At 71.3% G+C, this 18,299-nt stretch carries 7 protein-coding genes; 5 read left to right on the plus strand and 2 right to left on the minus strand.

What is annotated here, in order from left to right:
• The first annotated feature begins 13 nt into the window (after positions 1-13).
• On the plus strand, positions 14-2,755 hold the full coding sequence (polA, locus tag C6N40_RS07270; RefSeq protein WP_106990353.1) for a DNA polymerase I: 2,742 nt from the start codon (positions 14-16) through the stop codon (positions 2,753-2,755).
• 245 nt (positions 2,756-3,000) lie between these two features.
• Here polA and hemF read toward each other — a convergent pair whose 3' ends face one another.
• Positions 3,001-3,930: an oxygen-dependent coproporphyrinogen oxidase gene (gene hemF / locus C6N40_RS07275; protein WP_106990354.1), complete on the minus strand. Its 930-nt coding sequence runs from the start codon at positions 3,928-3,930 to the stop codon at positions 3,001-3,003.
• 66 nt (positions 3,931-3,996) lie between these two features.
• Between hemF and C6N40_RS07280 the strand changes: the two genes are divergently transcribed.
• Positions 3,997-4,899, plus strand: coding sequence for a chorismate transformation FkbO/Hyg5 family protein (locus tag C6N40_RS07280; protein WP_106990355.1), 903 nt, complete (start codon positions 3,997-3,999; stop codon positions 4,897-4,899).
• A 173-nt stretch (positions 4,900-5,072) separates the two neighbouring features.
• Here C6N40_RS07280 and C6N40_RS07285 read toward each other — a convergent pair whose 3' ends face one another.
• A complete protein-coding gene (locus C6N40_RS07285; protein ID WP_106990356.1) occupies positions 5,073-7,418 on the minus strand; it encodes a S9 family peptidase in 2,346 nt (781 codons plus the stop codon).
• Between the two features lie 120 nt (positions 7,419-7,538).
• On the opposite strand from C6N40_RS07285, the gene C6N40_RS07290 reads away from it, so the two are divergent.
• From C6N40_RS07290 to C6N40_RS07300, 3 genes are all read left to right on the plus strand, one after another.
• On the plus strand, positions 7,539-7,793 hold the full coding sequence (locus C6N40_RS07290; RefSeq protein WP_106990357.1) for a YcgL domain-containing protein: 255 nt from the start codon (positions 7,539-7,541) through the stop codon (positions 7,791-7,793).
• Positions 7,786-11,079, plus strand: coding sequence for an ankyrin repeat domain-containing protein (locus C6N40_RS07295; protein WP_106990358.1), 3,294 nt, complete (start codon positions 7,786-7,788; stop codon positions 11,077-11,079). The genes C6N40_RS07290 and C6N40_RS07295 overlap by 8 nt, the downstream gene beginning before the upstream one ends.
• A gap of 182 nt (positions 11,080-11,261) precedes the next feature.
• Complete coding sequence (locus tag C6N40_RS07300; protein WP_106990359.1) at positions 11,262-18,254, plus strand: hypothetical protein; 6,993 nt, start codon at positions 11,262-11,264, stop codon at positions 18,252-18,254.
• The last annotated feature ends 45 nt before the right edge of the window (positions 18,255-18,299 follow it).

Genomic DNA, 18,299 nt, shown 5'->3' on the forward strand with positions numbered 1-18,299 from the left:
CGGAACGCCAGCCATGTCCCGCCTCGTCCTCATCGACGGCTCGTCCTACCTCTACCGCGCCTTCCACGCGCTGCCGCCGCTGACCGCCCCGGACGGCTCGCCCACCGGCGCGCTGTTCGGCATCGTCAACATGCTGCGCGCCACGCTGAAGGAAAACCCGGACTACGTCGCCTTCGTGGTCGACGCGCCGGGCCCGACCTTCCGCGACGAACTCTACCCCCAGTACAAGGCCAACCGGCCGCCGATGCCGGACGAGCTTCGCGCCCAGGTCGAGCCGATGATGCAGATCGTCGAGGCCCTGGGCTTCCCGATCCTGCGCGTGCCGGGCGTGGAGGCCGACGACGTGATCGGTACGCTCGCCCTGCAGGCCCACGAAGCGGGCATCCCGGTCACCATTTCCACCGGCGACAAGGACTTCGCCCAGCTGGTGCGCCCGGGCATCACGCTCACCAACACCATGACCGGCAGCATCACCGACGACGCCGGCGTGGTGGAGAAGTTCGGCGTGCGCCCCGACCAGGTGGTCGACCTGCTGGCGCTGATGGGCGACACGGTGGACAACGTGCCGGGCGTGGAAAAGTGCGGGCCCAAGACCGCCGCCAAGTGGCTGGCCCAGTACGATTCGCTCGACGGCGTGATGGCCGCCGCCGCCGACATCGGCGGCAAGATAGGCGAGAACCTGCGCGCGGCGCTGCACCGGCTGCCGCTCAACCGCGAACTGGTCACCATCAAGACCGACGTCGCGCTCGAACAGGCTCCGCAGGCCCTGAAGCTGCGCGAGCGCGACGCCGATGCCCTGCGCGGGCTCTACGCCCGCTACGGCTTCAACGCCGCCCTGCGCGAGCTCGAGGGCGGAAAGCCCGACCCGGCCACGCGCCCGGCCCAGGCGACGCTGGCCGCGGCGACGCACGCCGCCGAAGAAGCGCCGGATCCCGCCCTGGCCGCGCCGGGCGAGTACGAGTGCATCACTGGTTCCGATGCCCTGGCCGCCTGGGTGGAGCGCCTGCAGGCCGCCGACCTGGTCTCCTTCGACACCGAAACCGACTCGCTCGACCCGATGCGCGCCAACCTGGTCGGCCTGAGCTTCGCGGTCGAACCGGGCAAGGCCTGCTACATCCCGGTCGGCCACGACTACCCCGGGGTTCCGGCACAGCTTCCGCGCGGGCAGGTGCTCGACGCGCTGCGGCCGGTGCTCCAGGACGCCGGCAAACCCAAGCTGGGCCAGCACGGCAAGTACGACCTGCACGTGCTGCGTCGCCACGGCGTCGAAGTGCGCGGTTACGCCGAGGACACGATGCTCGAGAGTTTCGTCTTCGATGCCGGCGGCCTTCGCCACGACATGGACAGGCTGGCGCGCAAGCACCTGGGCTACCAGACCATCAAGTACGAGGACGTGGCGGGCAAGGGCGCCAGGCAGATCCTGTTCTCGGCGGTCGCGCTTGACGACGCCACCCGCTACGCCGCCGAGGACGCCGACATCACCCTGCGCCTGCACCGCGTGCTGTCGGCGAAGCTGGCCGGCGAGCCGACGCTCCAGACGGTCTACCGCGACATCGAGATGCCGCTGGTGCCCGTGCTGGCGCGCATGGAGGCCACCGGTGTGCTGGTGGATGCGGCGGAGCTGCGGCGCCAGAGCGCCGACCTGTCCCAGCGCATGCTCGCCGCCCAGCAGCGCGCCCACGAGATCGCCGGCCGCGCCTTCAACCTCGATTCGCCCAAGCAGCTCGGCGCGCTGCTGTTCGACGAGCTCAAGCTGCCGGTGGTGGTGAAGACCCCGGGCGGCGCGCCCTCGACCAACGAAGAAGCGCTGGAGGCCATCGCCGACCAGCACGAGCTGCCGCGCCTGGTGCTCGAGTACCGCGGCCTGGCCAAGCTGCGCAACACCTACACCGACAAGCTGCCGGAGATGATCAACCCCGACACCGGCCGCCTGCACACCAGCTACCACCAGGCCGGCGCCGCCACCGGACGGCTGAGTTCGAACGACCCGAACCTGCAGAACATCCCGATCCGCACCGCCGACGGCCGGCGCATCCGCACCGCCTTCATCGCGCCCGAGGGCCGGCGCATCGTCGCCTGCGACTACTCGCAGATCGAGCTGCGCATCATGGCCCACCTCTCGCGCGACGCCGGCCTGCTGCGCGCCTTCGAGTCCGGCCAGGACGTGCACAAGGCCACGGCCTCGGAGGTGTTCGACGTGCCGCTGGACGAGGTGAGCGGCGACCAGCGCCGCGCCGCCAAGGCGATCAACTTCGGCCTGATGTACGGCATGAGCGCCTGGGGCCTGGCGCGCCAGCTGGGCATCGGCCGCGGCGAGGCCCAGGACTACATAGCGCTGTATTTCGGCAAGTACCCGGGCGTGCGCGATTTCATGGAGCGGGTGCGCCAGCAGGCGCGCGAGCAGGGCTACGTGGAAACGGTGTTCGGCCGGCGGCTGCAGCTGGCCGAGATCCACTCACGCAACCAGGCCCAGCGTGCCGGCGCCGAGCGCGCGGCCATCAATGCGCCGATGCAGGGAACGGCGGCCGACATCATCAAGCGGGCCATGGTGTCGGTGGACGCCTGGCTGGCCGGCCACCGCGACCAGGCGGCGATGCTGCTGCAGGTGCACGACGAACTGGTGTTCGAGGCCGAGGCCGGCTTCGTCGACACGCTGGTGGCCGAAGTCCGCCGGCGGATGGAGGCGGCGGCGAGCCTGGACGTGGCGCTGGTGGTGGACGTGGGCGTGGGCCGGAACTGGGACGAAGCGCACTGAATTTATGTGCAGGAAATCCCAGAAATATCAATCGCTTGGATTTAGGTGAACGCGTCCTGAACCTTACGGTTTATTAACGTCCCTGTTCACGAACTTCTCATGCAGGCGGGAGTCTACTAGGCGCGTCGGATGCAAGGTCCGACGCAGGATCACTCCCTCCCCTGAGTGGATCCAACCGGAGCAGGGTTCTCCCCAACCCGAACTCCAACCCCTGCCCCGCGGGCTTCCCCTGGCCCGCGGGGTTTTTATTTGGGCTCGGCCAGCCAGTCGCGGGGGCGCAGGTAGTCGGCGAGGCGGGCTTCGGGGCTGCCGGGTTCCGGCGTGTAGGCGTACTCGAAGCGCACGCGCGGCGGCAGGCTCATCAGGATCGACTCGGTGCGGCCGCCGCTCTGCAGGCCGAACAGCGTGCCGCGGTCCCAGACCAGGTTGAACTCCACGTAGCGCCCGCGCCGGTAGAGCTGGAACTCGCGCTCGCGTTCCCCGTGGGGCGTGTCCTTGCGGCGCGACACGATCGGCAGGTAGGCATCGAGGAAACCGTCGCCGACCGCGCGCGTGTAGGCGAAGCAGCGATCGAAACCGTCGGCGTGCAGGTCGTCGTAGAACAGCCCGCCCACGCCACGCGTCTCGCCGCGGTGCCTGAGGAAGAAGTACTTGTCGCACCAGGCCTTGTGCTCGGCATAGCGGCTCTCGCCGAAGGGCGCGCACAGGTCGCGGGCCACTTCGTGCCAGTGCCGCACGTCTTCGTCCACCGGATAGAAGGGCGTCAGGTCGAAGCCGCCGCCGAACCACCAGATCGGCTCGCGCCCTTCCGGGCGGGCCTCGAAGAAACGCACGTTCGCATGCGAAGTGGGCACGTGGGGGTTGCGCGGGTGGATCACCAGCGACATGCCGGCCGCGCGCCAGGGCGCCCCGGCCAGCTCCGGGCGATGCGCGCTGGCCGACGCCGGCAGCGACGGCCCGGACACGTCGGAGAAATTCACGCCGGCCTGTTCGAACACCGCGCCTTCCTTCAGCACCCGGGTGCGGCCACCGCCCGCCATGGAGGGGCCGTCCTCCTTGCGTTCGCGGGTCCAGGCGTCCTGCTCGAAGCGGCCGCCGTCGACCCCCTCCAGGCCCGCGCAGATGCGATCCTGCAGGTCCATCAGGTAGGCGTGCACGGCGGCGAAGTCGGTCATGGCGGTGGGCCTGGCGGAGGGATCGCCATGATAGCCGCCCGGCGCACCGCTATAATCGCCGCGACGATGGACTCCCCCAAGCTCCCACGCCTGCGCGTCTCGGCCGAGACCGGCCCCGACGCCCTGGTCGCCTTCATCTTCGGTGCCGCCGACGCCGTGCCCAGCGCGGTCGATTGCGCGCTGCTGGCCGGCCCGCCGGTGGAGGCCTGGTGCGCGCAGGGCGACCACTACGCCGTGCGCATCGTCGAGGCCACCGAGGCGGGCGGCGACATCGAGGCCGCCACCGAACAGGCCTACCGGCGACTGCTGGCCGAAACCAGGCCTTCGGCGCATCCCTACCTGCTTCGCATCTGGAACTACTTCGCCGACATCAATGCCGGCGAGGGCGACCACGAGCGCTACCGCCGCTTCTGCGTCGGGCGCGCCGCGGCCGTGGACGAGATGTTCAACCAGGTGCCGCCGGCCGCCACCGCCATCGGCGCCGACGGCGCGCCGGCGCGGCTGCAGGTGGTGGCGCTGTGCGCGAAGGCGCCGGCGATCGCGCTCGAGAACCCGCGCCAGACCCCGGCCTGGCGCTACCCGCGCGAGCACGGCCCGGTGTCGCCGGGTTTCTCGCGCGGCGCCGTGCTCGATGCCGACACCGCCACGCCACGCCTGCTGGCCTCGGGCACGGCCAGCATCGTCGGGCATGTGTCACAGCACGTGGGTGACTTCGCCGCGCAGCTGCGCGAAAGCCTGGACAACCTCGCCGCGCTGCTCGAGCAGGGGCGGCAGGCCACGGGCCGCGGGTTCCCGCTGGACGGCTGCGAATCGCTGCGCGTCTACCTGCGCCGCCCGGACGACCTGGCCGCGGCCCAGGCCATCCTGGCCACCAGCGGCATCGACACCGGCCGCGTCAGCTACCTGCGCGGCGACGTCTGCCGCCGCGAACTCGACGTCGAGCTTGAGGGTGTTTTCGCGGCTTCGTGAGGCTGCGAATTCTTAACGCGGATAAGCGCGGATGAAACGCGGATAAAAGCGGATAGAGCAACGAAGAAAATGGGCCCGCGCTCCTGGGAGGGAGCGCGGGCCCATTTCAATTAATGCTTTATCGGCTCCTATCCGCGTTTCATCCGCGCTTATCCGCGTTCAAAACCCGAACCTTATTTCAGATTGTCCTCGAACAGCTCGAGGATGCGGCGGTACTGGTCGTACCAGGACTCCGGGTGCTGGTAGGCGTGGCGCTCGAGCGGGTAGCTGGCCAGTTCCCAGTTGCCCTTCTTCAGCTCGATCAGCCGCTGCGACAGGCGCACCGAGTCCTGGTAGAAGACGTTGTCGTCGATCATGCCGTGGCTGATCAGCAGGTGGCCGCGCAGGTTCTGTGCGTACTCGATCGGCGAGCTGCGCTTGTAGGCCTCCGGGTCGAGCTCGGGCGTGTTGAGGATGTTCGAGGTGTACTCGTGGTTGTAGCTGGTCCAGTCGGTGACCGGGCGCAGCGCGGCGCCGGCCTTGAACACCTCGGGCGCGCGGAACAGCGCCATGAAGCTCATGAAGCCGCCGTAGCTGCCGCCGTAGATGCCCACGTTGGCGGCGTCGCCCTGGTGCTCGGCGACCATGTACTTCACGCCGTCGATGTAGTCCTCGAGCTCCGGGTGGCCCATGCGCCGGTAGATGGCCGTGCGCCAGTCGCGGCCGTAGCCCTCGGAGGCGCGGAAGTCCATGTCCAGCACCACGTAGCCGCGCTCGACCAGCAGCTGGTGGAACATCTGCTCGCGGAAGTACACCGGCCAGCGCGCGTGCACGTTCTGCAGGTAGCCGGCGCCGTGCACGAACATCACCACCGGGTACTTGCGGCCGGGCTCGAGCGTCTCCGGGCGGTAGAGCTTGGCCCAGACCTTGCCGGCGCCGTGCGATGACGGCACCTGCACCATCTGCGGCGCCAGCCAGGCGCGCGCCTTGTAGTCCTCGCTGCGGGTGTCGGTGAGCTTCGTCGCCCCGCTGCCGGCCACCGGCTGCACCGCCAGCTGCGGCGGCGTGTGGTGGGCCGACCAGCGCAGCAGCAGCTGCGAACCATCCGGCGAGAGCACGAAGTCCTCGACGCCGTCGAGCGCCGTCAGCTCGCGCACCTCGCCGCCGGTGCTGGGCACCGCGCACACCTCGTAGTCGCCCGGCCATTCGCGGTTGCACAGGAAATAGGCGGTGGCGCCGTCGGGCGACCACTGCGGCGACGAGGCCTCCCAGCGGCCCGAGGTCAGGCGGTTGGCGCGCTGGCCGGGCACCACGGTGTAAAGGTGCGAGTAGCCGGATTCCTCGGACAGGAACCACAGCGTGCGCCCGCCCGGCAGCCAGCCGAAGTCGTTGAAGTTCCAGTTGATCCAGGCCGGGTCGGTGAGCCGGTGCGCCGGCACCAGCTTGCCGCCGGCGAAGTCGACGCTGGCGATCCAGCGGTCCTTGTTGTCCACGGCGCGCGCCATCACAGCCACGCTGCCGCCCTCGTCGCTCCACAGCAGTCCGTCGATCCGCACCGGGCGCTCGCCCTTGAGCGGCTCCAGGCCCGCGGCCTTGCGCAGGTCGGCCAGCGGGTCGCTGGCGATGCCCGGCAGCGCCGCCAGGGGCAGCTCACGCACGGCGCCCGTGGCCAGCTCCACCAGCGCCAGCTTCTGGCCCAGCGGCGGGTTGCGGCCGACGCGCACGCGCACGTCCTCGGCTTCCTCGTAGCCCGATTCGGTGACGTACCTGGGCATCTTGCCGGCGCGGCCTTTCTCGGCCCCCTTGGTCTCGGTGACCACCAGCAGCCAGCGGCCGTCCGGCGACAGCGCGCTGTCGGCGATCGTGACCTTGTCGCCCAGGTACACCGGCGCCGCGGCGCGGCTCGGGTCGGCCTTGCGCTGGGCCTCGGCATGCTCGCGCTGGGCCTCGCGGAAGGCCTTCTCGCGCGCCAGCTGGGCGCTCAGGCGCAGCTGGTGATCGCGCAGTGCGTCGGCCTCCGGCGCCGCGGCGGGATCCTTCTCGGCGCGCGGCAGCGCGGCCGGCTGCGCCAGGCGGGTGGCCGGGTCCCAGCGGAACCAGTCGTTGCCCACGCGCCAGAGCACGCTGCGGCCGTCGGCCCCGAAGCGGGCGTCGGCCTCGGTTTCGTTGGTGCGGGTCAGCTGCAGCAGCTGGCCGCCGAGCACGCGCAGGAAGACGTCGCCGTTGCGGGTGAACACGGCCTGGCGGCGGGCCGGGTCGAAGCGCGGACGGGCGCCGTCGAGCGTGGCCAGCGCCTCGCCCTCGACCCGGGCCGGCTCGCCGCCGGCCACCGGCACGCGCCAGGTGTCGCGCACCGGGCTGCCCTCGCGCTTGAGCGTGTAGTAGGCGCTGCCGCCGTCGAGCGACCACCAGGCCGACTCCACCGGCGGGCCGATCCAGTCGGGGTGTGACATCGCCTGGTCCAGCGTCAGCACGGGCTGGGCCGCGGCCGGCAGGGCAGTGGCGGCGAACAGGGCGAGGGCGACCGAACGAAGGCGCATGCAGGGCTCCGGGACACGAACTGGCCGGCAAGCCTAGCAAAGCCGGCGTGGCCGGTTCGCGTGCGCTTCCACCTCCCGGCGTTTTGCGGCGACAATCGGCCAACCCTGCGCGGCGCCACCATGCAAGCCTACGTCTACAAATCCCTGCGCAAGCAGGACACCTACGTCTACCTGAGCAAGCGGGACGACTTCGCGATCCTGCCCGAGCCGGTGCGTGCGCCGCTCGGCGACCTGGTCTTCGTGCTCGAGTTCACCCTCTCGCCGGAGCGCCGCCTGGCCCGCGCCGAAGCGGCGGTGGTGATGGCCAACCTGCAGTCGCAGGGCTTCCACCTGCAGTTCCCGCCCACCCAACCCGATCCGATGGTCGATGGCTGAGCCCGCGCGCCCCTGGCAGGCCTGGGCCTGGCTGGCGTCGGGACTGGGACTGTGTGCGGTGCTGGCCTGGCCACATCCCGCGACCCTGCTGGCGGGCTGGCTGGCGCAGCCGGCACTGGCGCTGGGCCTTTCGCGGCTGCGCGGGGTCCGGCCGTCGCTGCCGGCGCCGATGCTCCGGCGCGACGCGCTTGGCCTGCTCGGGCTCTGGGGCCTGGGCCTGGCCGGTGCCTGGCTGGCCCTGGCCTGGCCGCTGCGGGCCCTGCTCGACACCGGCAGCCTGGCGGCGGCGCTCGGCCTGGGCACGCTGGCCGGCGGCATGCTGCTGGTGGCCTGGCGGGCCTGGCCGGCGTTCGGGCAGGCCAGCCGGGAGGGCGGTGCGTTGCCGGCCCTGCTGGCCCAGGTCGGGGCCGCCGGTCCCGCCGACGCGGGGCGTGGCTTGCTCGTGGCGCTGGCGGTGGCCGCCGTGCTGGCGGCCCTGGTCGTACTGGCCTGGCCGGGCCTGGTGCCGGCCGGGATGCGCCCGGCGGCCGTGGCCGCCTTCGCGCTGCTGGCCCTGGCCGCGCACTGGTTCGTGCTCGCGCGCGGCGCGCCACCGGTGGCCGCGGCGGCCGGCAGGCTGTCCGGGCTGCCGATCGTCGGCGACGAGGACGCGCCTTCCGCGACCCCGGTGCCGGAGCTGGAAGACCCCAACGACCGCCTGCTGGCCGCCACCCGCGCCGGCCGCATCGAAGCCGCGCTGGCGGCGCTCGAGGCCGGCGCCGACCCCGACGTGCTGCCGCACCCGGACGACCGCGACCAGCGCAGCCTGCCCATGCTGGCCGCGCTGCTGGGCGACCTGCGCCTGCTGCGCGAACTGATCGCCCGCGGCGTCGACCTCAATGCCGGGCACGCCGGCCTGACCCCGCTGCTGGCCGCCACCCGCGACAGCTGGCATGGCCGCCCCGAAGCGGTGATGACCCTGCTGGCCAACGGCGCCGACCCGCGCCGGGCCGACGCCGAAGGCAATACGCCGCTGCACCACGCCGCGCGCAGCACCGACCCGGCGGTGGCGGCGCTGCTGCTCGACGCCGGCGCGCTGCTCGAGGCCGTCAACGCCGAAGGTTTCAGCCCCCTGGGCGTGGCCTGCGCCAGCGGCAACTGGCGCCTGGCGCGTTTCCTGATCGAGCGCGGCGCCAGGCCCGAGCCGGCGGACGGCCAGCCGGCCCTGCTGGCCGCGGCCGCCGGCGACGACGATCCCGCCGGCGCGCAGCTGCTGCTGCGCCACAAGGCCCGGGTCGATGCCCGCGGCCGGGGGCAGCGCACGGCCCTGCACGTGGCCTGCGCCGCCGGCAACGCCGAAATCGCCGGTTGCCTGCTCGACGCCGGCGCCGACCGCAATGCCCGCGATGCCGACGACATGACCCCGCTGCTGGAGGCCGCCTGCCATGGCCAGGCGGCGGTGCTGGCGCGGCTGGCCATGGCCAGGCCCGACGTGCATGCCGTCGACGCCCTGGGTCGCAACGCCCTGGTGCTGGCGGCCGGCTCCGAGGCCGGCCCGGAGCTGGCCCGGCACCTGATCGCGATGGGCGTGGACCCGGAGCAGCGCGACCAGGACGGGCGCCGCGCCCTGGAGCACGCCCTCGGCAACGGTCGCTGGCCCTGGGTGGCCGTGCTCGACCCGGGCTATCCGCTGCCGGCAAGCGTGGCCGAGGGCCTGGCCGAAGGACATTTTGAAAAGAGTCCGCGGGAACTGCTGCGCGAGGCGCTGGCCGCCGGACGGCTGGAGTCGGCCGAAGCCATGATGCGGCTCGGCGCCGGTCCGGATGCCGCCGGCCTGGCGGCGCTGCTGCTCGAGTTCGCGGGCGAAGGTGACCTGGCGGCCTTCGAGTGGCTGCTTCGCAACGGCGCTCGGGCCGGCGCGGTGCTCGACGCCGGCGACAGCGTGCTCTTCCACCTGTTCGACCGCGGCGGGCCCGCGGCGCCGGCGCTGCAGCGCCTGCTCGAACACGCCGAACCGGTCGGTGGCCGGGGCGGCCTGGCGCGCTGGCTGCAGGCCTGCCTGGACGGCGACCATGTCGGCCGCGGCTACGAGCAGCTGGCCCTGGCCTTGTACGAGCGCGGCGCAGACTCGTTCGGCGGCACGCCCACCGACCCGCCGCTGGTGCTGGCCATCCGCCTGGGCTGGCTGCGGCTGGCCGATGCCCTGCTGGCCGGCGGCGCCGATCCCAACGCCCGCGATGGTCGCGACCAGACGCCGCTGCACGCCGCGGCCGCGCTGGGCCGGGCCAACGCCCTGCGGCTGCTGATCCGGCACGGTGCCTCGCCGGCCCTGTGCGGACCGGACGGCCAGACGCCGCTGGGCCTGGCCCTGGCCGCCGACCGGCGCGAGCTGGCGCACTGGCTGGAGTGGCGGCAGTGGCAGCTGCCCGGCCGCGCCCTGGTGCCGGCCGACCTGCCGGCCGCCGCCATGGCCGGCGATGCCGAGGCCGTGGCCCGGCTGCTGGAGCTGGACCTGCCGGTGGACGCCGTCGACGCCCAGGGCTGCACCGCCCTGCTGCGCGCCGCCGGCGGCGGCCACGAGGCCGTGGTCGACCTGCTGCTGGGCAAGCGGGCCGACCCGCGCATCGCCGCGCGCACCGGCGCCACGCCGCTGTCGGCGGCGATCAGCATGCGCCACGCCGGGGTGGTGGACCAGTTGCTGCGGGCCGGCTCCGAGCCCGATCTTCCCCTGCCGGGCGAGGTCACCCCGCTGATGCTGGCCGCCGCCCTGGGCCAGCCCGAAATCATTTCCCGCCTGCTGGCCCACGGCGCCAGCCCGGAGGCCCGCGACGCCCAGGGCCTGGGTCCGCTGCACTGCGCCGCCCTGCATGCCTTCCCGTCCCGGGACCGCGCCCGGGTGCTGGCCCTGGTGGACGTGCTGCTGCTGGCCGGCGTCGAGCCCGATGCGCCCAACGCCGCCGGCCAGACCCCCTTGCTGCTGCTGCTCGGGGCCCGGGCCGAGCCGGGCACCGCCTGCGACGAAGACGTGCTGCTGGCGGCGCTCGACCGCCTGCTGGCCGAAGGCGTGGCCCTGGACCGGGCCGACCACAAGGGCCTCACGCCCCTGCACCTGGCGGCCCTGCACGGCCTGCCCCGGGTGGTGCAGCGCCTTCTGCGCGAGGGCGCCGACCGCCAGGCCCGGGACGGCCTGGGCCGAACCCCGCACGATCTGGCAGTTTTGCGGGGGTTCGTGGACGTTGCCGCCGAATTCGAGCCCGGCCGGGGTGGGCCGCCCTCCTTGGCACGTTTTCTCCGCGAACCGCGTTAGGTAATGTGAAGGGCGCCTTGACAGGTCGGCAGGTGAAGACCGATAAAGGCCCTTCGTTGTGACTCAGTTCACACTTTCTTCGCTCCGTCGCCGGGGTGGGGGAATGCTCGTAGTCGCGGAAGCCGTGCCTGGGATAGTCTCGGCCACGGGGAATCAAAAATTCGGACAGGGGAGTGGTAACGATGAATTCCAAGGGGAAGGTTGTCGGCGCCGGCAAGGGCTACCGCGCGCGTAATCCGCAGGTAGCGCCGGTCACCAAGGCGGTCCGTTCCGCGCTCGCCGTCTCGGCGCTTGCGCTGGCAGCGGTCAGCGGCACCGCCTTCGCCTGCGACCCCCCGGTCGTCGTCGGATCCACCACAAGCATCGAGTGCAACGATCCGGCCTACGCCACCTCCATCATTGGGAATGCCGTCGACGACCTCACCGTCGTGATCAACAACCTCGGCGGCGGCGTCGCGATCACCCCGGGACTGGGTGAAGTGGGCATCGGGCTGTCGGCCGGCGGCAACGCCAGCCTGGGCATCTACGGCGGCACCACAATCACCACCAACGGGGCCGCGGGCGTCAGCGTGTTCGCTTACGGCCAGGCCGACGTCACCAACGCCGGCTCGATCTACGCCACCGACGCCAACGGCATCGAGGTCATCGGCTTCGACGGCGCCTCGGTGGTCAACGACGGCTCCGTCAACGTCACCGGCTCGGGTTACCTGCAGGGCATCAGCGTGGTCTCGCCCTACGGGCTGGCCGAGGTCGTCAACAACGGCAGCGTTGACGTCTACTCCGACTTCATCGCGATCGGCGTTTACGCCGGCGGTGCCGGCGGCGCCTCGATCACCAACAACGACACCGTCAGTGCCTACGGCCTCGACGGTGGCGCCGGCCTGGTCGCCTACGGCTACCAGAGCGGCGTGACCATCGACAACCAGGGCGCCGTCTACGCCGGCTCCAAGTACGGCATCGCCCTGGGCATCGTCGGCCTGGGCGACGACGCCAACATCAACAACGACGGCTACGTCGGCGCCTTCAGCTTCTACGGCGACGCCATCGGCATCCAGGCCTACGGTGCCGTCGGCGGCGCCAACGTCACCAACGGCGGCACCGCCCGCGCCACGTCGATCTACGGCAATGCCACCGGCATCCTGGCTTACGCGCAGGGCACCGCCAGCGTCGCCAACGACGGCGCCGTGATCGCCCAGTCCTACTTCGGCCAGGCCACGGGCATCGAGGCCTTCGGTGATTCCGCCTACGTCTCGAACTACGGCAACGTGCTGGCCTATGGCTACTATGGCGATGCGACCGGCATCAGCGCCAGCGGCTACAGCGTCGCCGGCGTGGTCAACAACGGCCTGGTGGTCGCCGAAACCGAATACGGCCAGTCCGTGGGCATCAACGTCGCCGGTGGCACCGGCGCGGCCGTGTACAACACCGGCGGCGTCTACAGCTTCGGCTACCTGGGCGCGTATGGCGTCGTCGCCGACGGCGGCTACGGCAGCGCCCAGGTCAGCAACGTCGGCGGCCTCGTGGTCGCGGTCACCGAAAACGGCTACGCGGCCGGCATCCTCGCCTACGGCGACACGGCCATCGTCTACAACACCGGCGGCGTCTACGGCATCTCCAATTACGGCGGGGCGGTCGGCATTTCCGCCGAGGGCTCCAACGGCGCCGGCGTTGACAGCACCGGCCTGGTGCGCTCGATCGCCTACCTCGACGCCACCGCCATCCGCGCCTACACCGATTACGGCCTGGCCAGGATTTCCAACAGCGGCGACGCGATCGCCCAGAGCGACACCGGCAACGCCTTCGGCCTGTACGCCTACTCGACCTTCGGCGACGCCAGCGTCGTCAATACCGGCGACGCCATCGGCATCGCCTACAACGGCATCGGCGACGGCATCTTCGCTTCCGGCTACAACGTCTCGGTCGACAACCAGGGCGTCGCGGTCGGCGTGGGTTATCTGTTCGGCGCCGGCATCGAGGCGCAGGGCGCCTATTCGGTCGACGTGACCAATGGCGCCGGCGCGCTGGCCTACGGCTACGGTGGCTACTACGCCTTCGGCATCTACGCCACGGGCGGAGCCGGCGGCGCCGTGGTCAGCAACGACGGCACCGCCGTCGGCCTGGCCCAGCTCTATGGCTTCGGCATCTACGCCGAGTCCGGCGGCGACACGACGGTCGTGAACTCCGCCACCGGCGTGGTGGTCGGCGGCGACCTGAACAACACCATCATCGGCACCGGCATCCACGCCGGCACCTATGCCATCGATGGCACCGCCTCGGTCGACAACGCCGGCATCGTCCAGGCGGCGGGTTATTACGGCGGCATCGGCATCGAGGCGCTCGCGCTTTCGCCGGGCGGCGTGGCCAGCGTGGTCAACAGCGGTTCGGTCGAGGCCCAGCAGTACTCCAAGTACGGTGTCGGCGCGGCCGGCATCGTCGCCATCGGCGATGGTTATGCCTCGGTCGAGAACCAGTACGGCGGCTACGTGTCGGCGATCTCCGGCGGCCAGGCCTACGGCATCCTGGCCATCTCGCAGGGCGGCGACGCCTCGGTGGTCAATGCCGGCGACGTGATCGCGCAGTCCACCAGCGCCGCGCTCTACTACGGCGCCTACGGCGTGGTGGCGGCGGCCGGTTACGGCTTCGCCTCGGTCGACAACAGCGGCCTGGTGCTGGCGCAGTCCACCGGCTACGGCTCGGGCTACAACGCCAGCGCCATCGTCGCCCAGGGCACCCTGGGCGCAAGCGTCGCCAACAGCGGTTACGCGGTGGCCGAAGGCAAGTACGCCAACGGCATCATCGCCATCTCCGGCCAGGGCGACGCCACGGTCGACAACAGCGGCCTGGTCGGTGCCTATGGCAAGTACGCCTACGGCATCCAGGCGATCAGCTCGCAGGGCGATGGCATCGTCAACAACAGCGGCGGCGTCTACGTCGATGGCCTGTACGTGGGTGCCGGCCTGCTGGCGATCTCCACCGACGGCAACGCCCGGGTCGACAACAGCGGACGCATCGAGGCCTACGGCGGCTACGTGGCCTACGGCGTGTTCGCGGCGAGCACCTATGGCGACGCCACCGTCATCAACTCCGGCTTCGCCGGCGCCCGCTCCGACTACGACCTCGCCGTCGGCATCGGCGCCTCCGGCGACAACACCCTGGTCGACAACACCGGCGCGGCCTACGCGATCGGCTACGGCCAGGCGATCGGCATCTTCGCCGCCGGCGACACGCTGGCCTCGGTGAGCAACTCGGGCGACGTGGTCGCCGCTGCGTACTTCGGCGACGCCGTCGGCATCCGCGGCCAGAGCGGCTATGGCGACGTCAACATCAGCAGCATCGGCTACGTGGCCGCGGTCAGCGGCTACTACGACGCCATCGGCATCTTCGGCTACGCGCCGACCGGCATCACCTCGATCCACAACGACGGCGAGATCTACGCCGTCGGCAAGTACGGCAACGCCACCGGCATCCTGGCCTTCGGCGACACGGCCAACGTGACCGGCGCCGGCAACATCTACGCGCAGGGTTATTACAACGCCGTGGGCATCCGCACGGTCGGCGTCGACAGCACCAGCGTCGACGTCTCGGGCGACATCACCGCCCTCGCCGAGCAGTATGCGGTCGGCATCGACGCCTACGCCGGGGCCGGCGGCACCACGGTGGCCAGCGCCGGCGTGGTCGAGGCGCAGGCCTACGTGTCGATCGGCATCAGCGGCATCTCGGTGGGCGACGTGTCGGTCACCAACAGTGGCGACGTTGTCGCCGGCGACGGCGCCTACAGCAACATCGGCATCGGCGTCCGGGCCGCGTCCGGCGGCGCCGGCGCCAGCGTGGTGGTGGACAACAGCGGCACGATCAACGCCTCGGGCTACTACGTCGGCGTGGGCATCGACGCCAACGCCGTCGGCGCGGGCGGCACGGTCTCGGTCACCAACAGCGGGTCGATCTACGCCTACCAGGGCGACAAGTACGGCTACGGTTCGTTCGCCATCCTGGCCGGGGCCGACGGCGACGTCGGCATCGACAACAGCGGCCTGCTCGACGTGTACTCGGCGGGCGACGCCACCGGCATCGGCGCCAACAGCTTCAGCGGCAACGTCACCGTCACCAGCTCCGGCGACATCGTGGCCACGTCCACCGCGATCGCCAACTACGGCGCCTATGGCATCGTCGCGCAGGCCCAGGCCGGCGACGTGGTCGTGGACAACGGCGGCAGCATCGACGTCGACGGCAAGTACGCCATCGGCGTGCTGGGCATCGCCTACGGCGACGTCACCGTGGGCAACGCCGCCGGCGCCGTCATCGACGTCTACTCGGGGCTGGCCAGCGGCTTCGGCGTCTACGCCTACTCGATCACCGGGAACGCCGTGCTCGACAACGCCGGCGACCTCACCGTCGGGGCCAATGGCCTCGCCGCCGGTGCGTTCGTCGTGGCCGGCGCCGGTGATGCCACCATCACCAGCGGCGGCAACGTGACCGCCGACAGCAGCTACGGCACGGCCATCGGCCTGCTGGCCTCGAGCTACGACGGCATCGCCTCAGTCTCGAGCGGCGGCGACCTGGTGGCCAGCGCGGCCTACGGCGACGCCTACGGCCTGATCGCCGCCGGCCAGTACGCCGACGCCTCCAACACCGGCAACCTGTCGGCGTCGGGCTTCTATGACGCCATCGGCGTGCAGGCGCAGGGCTATTACGGCGCCAGTGCCACCAACGACGGCAGCGTGCTCGCCGAGGCCGTGAACGGCCGCGGCATCGGCGTGATGGCCATGGCTTACGACGGTGATGCAGCGGTCGGCAACACCGGCGACGTCACCGCCACTTCGCTCGACGGCGCCGCCGTCGCGGCCTACGCCGAGAGCGAGCTGGGCGGGGCCAGCATCGACAACAGCGGCTCGCTGCTGGCAGACAGCACCAACGGCCAGGCAATCGGTGCGATCGCCCGCAGCCAGTACGGTACGGCCACGGTCACCAACGCCGGCGACATCAGCGCCAACGCCTACAGCACCGCCGCCGGCGTGGTCGCCTACGGCTACTACGCCAGCGTGGACAACTCGGGCAGCATCGAGGCCTCGGGCAGCACCGCGTTTGGCGCCTACGCCTTGGCCTATTTCGACGCCTCGATCGCCAACAGCGGCTCGATCTACGCCTACAGCCAGAGCGGCACCGCGGTTGGCGCGTTCGTGAGCGCCTACAACGGCGACGCCAGCCTGTCCAATGCCGGCGACATCACCGCCTACAGCTACGACGGCTTCGTCGCCGCCGCCTACGTCGTGGGCCAGGGCTCCGCCTCGGCCGACAACAGCGGCACCATCACCGGCACCGCCGGCAGTGGCGCCGGTTCGGCCCGCGGCCTGGTCGTCGTCAGCGACGGCGACGTGGACATCACCAACAGCGGCACCATTTCGGCCGAGCACGACACCCTGGCCGTCGCGGTGCTGATGAGCTCCACGGCCGGCACCGCCCGACTGAGCAACAGCGGCCTGATCGACGCCGGCAGCCTCGGCGGCGGTTCGATCGCCATCGCCGGCGGCAACACCAACAACGAGATCCTCAACACCGGTCGCATCAACGGCCACATCATCACCGGCGACGGCGACGACCTGGTCAACAACGGCGCATCCGGCGAGTGGTACCTCGGTGGCAGCAGCACCAACCTGGGCGCCGGTGCCGACGTGATCGACAACGCCGGCCTGGTGGTGATCGGCAACGGCACCGTCTACCTGGGCGACGGCGACGACGCGATCGTCAACTCGGGCGACATGGTGCTCGGCTACGCCGGCATCGACCTGGGCGCGGCCGACACGGTCAACACCTTCGACAACACCGGCACCCTCCACGTCATCGGCGACGCCTTCATCCAGATGGGTGCGGGCGGCACGCTCTACAGCGACGGCGCGATCAGCTTCCTGGATGGCGCCACCGACGACATGATGACGATCTACGGCAACTTCGCCGGCGCCGGCGACGTCAACGTGGACGTCGACTTCGTCGGCGGCACCAGCGACATGCTCTACGTCGAGGGCGACATCACCGGCGACGTGAAAACCATCAACGTCGCGGCGGTCAACCTGCCCAACGTGCTCGACTTCGACCCGATCGACGTGGTCATCGCCTCCGGCACCGCGGCCGCCGACTCCTTCGTCGCCGGCCAGCTGTTCGGCTTCGAGAGCGAGCTGCTCGACTTCGGCCTGAGCGTCGAGCACTCGGTGGTGGGCACCGACAACGTGTTCTCGATCGGAATCCAGATCGACGGCCTGAGCGACGCCGGCAACCTGTCGGTCACCCTGGCCCCGGCCGTGCACTCGATGATCGGCAACAACGTCGGCACCCTGCGCCAGCGACTGGGCGTGCTGCCGGACCTGGGCGGCGACCTCAACGGCCTGGGCCCGTGGGTGCGCCGCTTCACCAGCAGCGGCGACATCGACGCCAGCGGCACCGGCTTCGCCGCCGGCGAGGACCTGCGCTTCTCCAACGACGTCGACGGCACCGAAGTCGGCATGAACTTCACCCTCGGCCACGGCTTCCACTACGGCGTGCTGCTGGGCAAGACCGACAACAACCGGGCCCTGCTCGGCGGCGTCGGCCGCGACGACATCGAGCTCGACAGCGCCGGCCTCTACGCCACCTGGCTGGCCGACAACTTCTACGTCGACGCCTCGTGGCGCTGGATGGACTTCGACTCCCGCATGCGCTCGGGCACGGGTGAGTACCGCGCCAGCGGCAACGCCCGCGCCATCAACCTCGAGGCCGGCTACACCGGCTGGGAGCTGGGTGGCTTCAGCCTGGTGCCGCAGGTGCAGTACACCCGCGCCAGCATCGACAACATCGATTCGATCTCGGGCACCCTCACCGAAGTCGCGCTCGACGGCGGCGACAGCGAGCGCCTGCGCCTGGGCCTGGGCTTCGAGCGCAGCTTCGCCACCGCCGGCGGCTATCGCGTGACCCCCTACGGCTCGATCAACGCCGTCAACGAGATGGACGGCACCAGCAGCTTCATCGTCAACGGCAATGCCGCGCTTTCCGGCGAGGTCGAGGCCGACGGCACCTACGGCATGGTCGAGCTGGGCCTGGGCGTGCAGAAGAACCGCTGGTCGGCCAGCGCCGGCCTGAACTGGGCCGATGGTGGCGCGGTCGACAGCGACTTCGGCGGCCAGGTGGTCGTGCGCTACACGTGGTGAAGAAGAAGAAATCCCCTGGACGGCGGCCGGACGACGGCCGCCGCG

The sequence above is a fragment of the Arenimonas caeni genome, from assembly GCF_003024235.1.
Taxonomy (GTDB): domain Bacteria; phylum Pseudomonadota; class Gammaproteobacteria; order Xanthomonadales; family Xanthomonadaceae; genus Arenimonas; species Arenimonas caeni.

Coding starts and splice junctions, on each gene's coding strand:
- polA (WP_106990353.1), top strand. CDS start 14: ATGTCCCGCCTCGTCCTCATCGACGGCTCGTCCTACCTCTACCGCGCC.
- hemF (WP_106990354.1), bottom strand. CDS start 3,930: ATGACCGACTTCGCCGCCGTGCACGCCTACCTGATGGACCTGCAGGAT.
- C6N40_RS07290 (WP_106990357.1), top strand. CDS start 7,539: ATGCAAGCCTACGTCTACAAATCCCTGCGCAAGCAGGACACCTACGTC.
- C6N40_RS07300 (WP_106990359.1), top strand. CDS start 11,262: ATGAATTCCAAGGGGAAGGTTGTCGGCGCCGGCAAGGGCTACCGCGCG.
- C6N40_RS07295 (WP_106990358.1), top strand. CDS start 7,786: ATGGCTGAGCCCGCGCGCCCCTGGCAGGCCTGGGCCTGGCTGGCGTCG.
- C6N40_RS07280 (WP_106990355.1), top strand. CDS start 3,997: ATGGACTCCCCCAAGCTCCCACGCCTGCGCGTCTCGGCCGAGACCGGC.
- C6N40_RS07285 (WP_106990356.1), bottom strand. CDS start 7,418: ATGCGCCTTCGTTCGGTCGCCCTCGCCCTGTTCGCCGCCACTGCCCTG.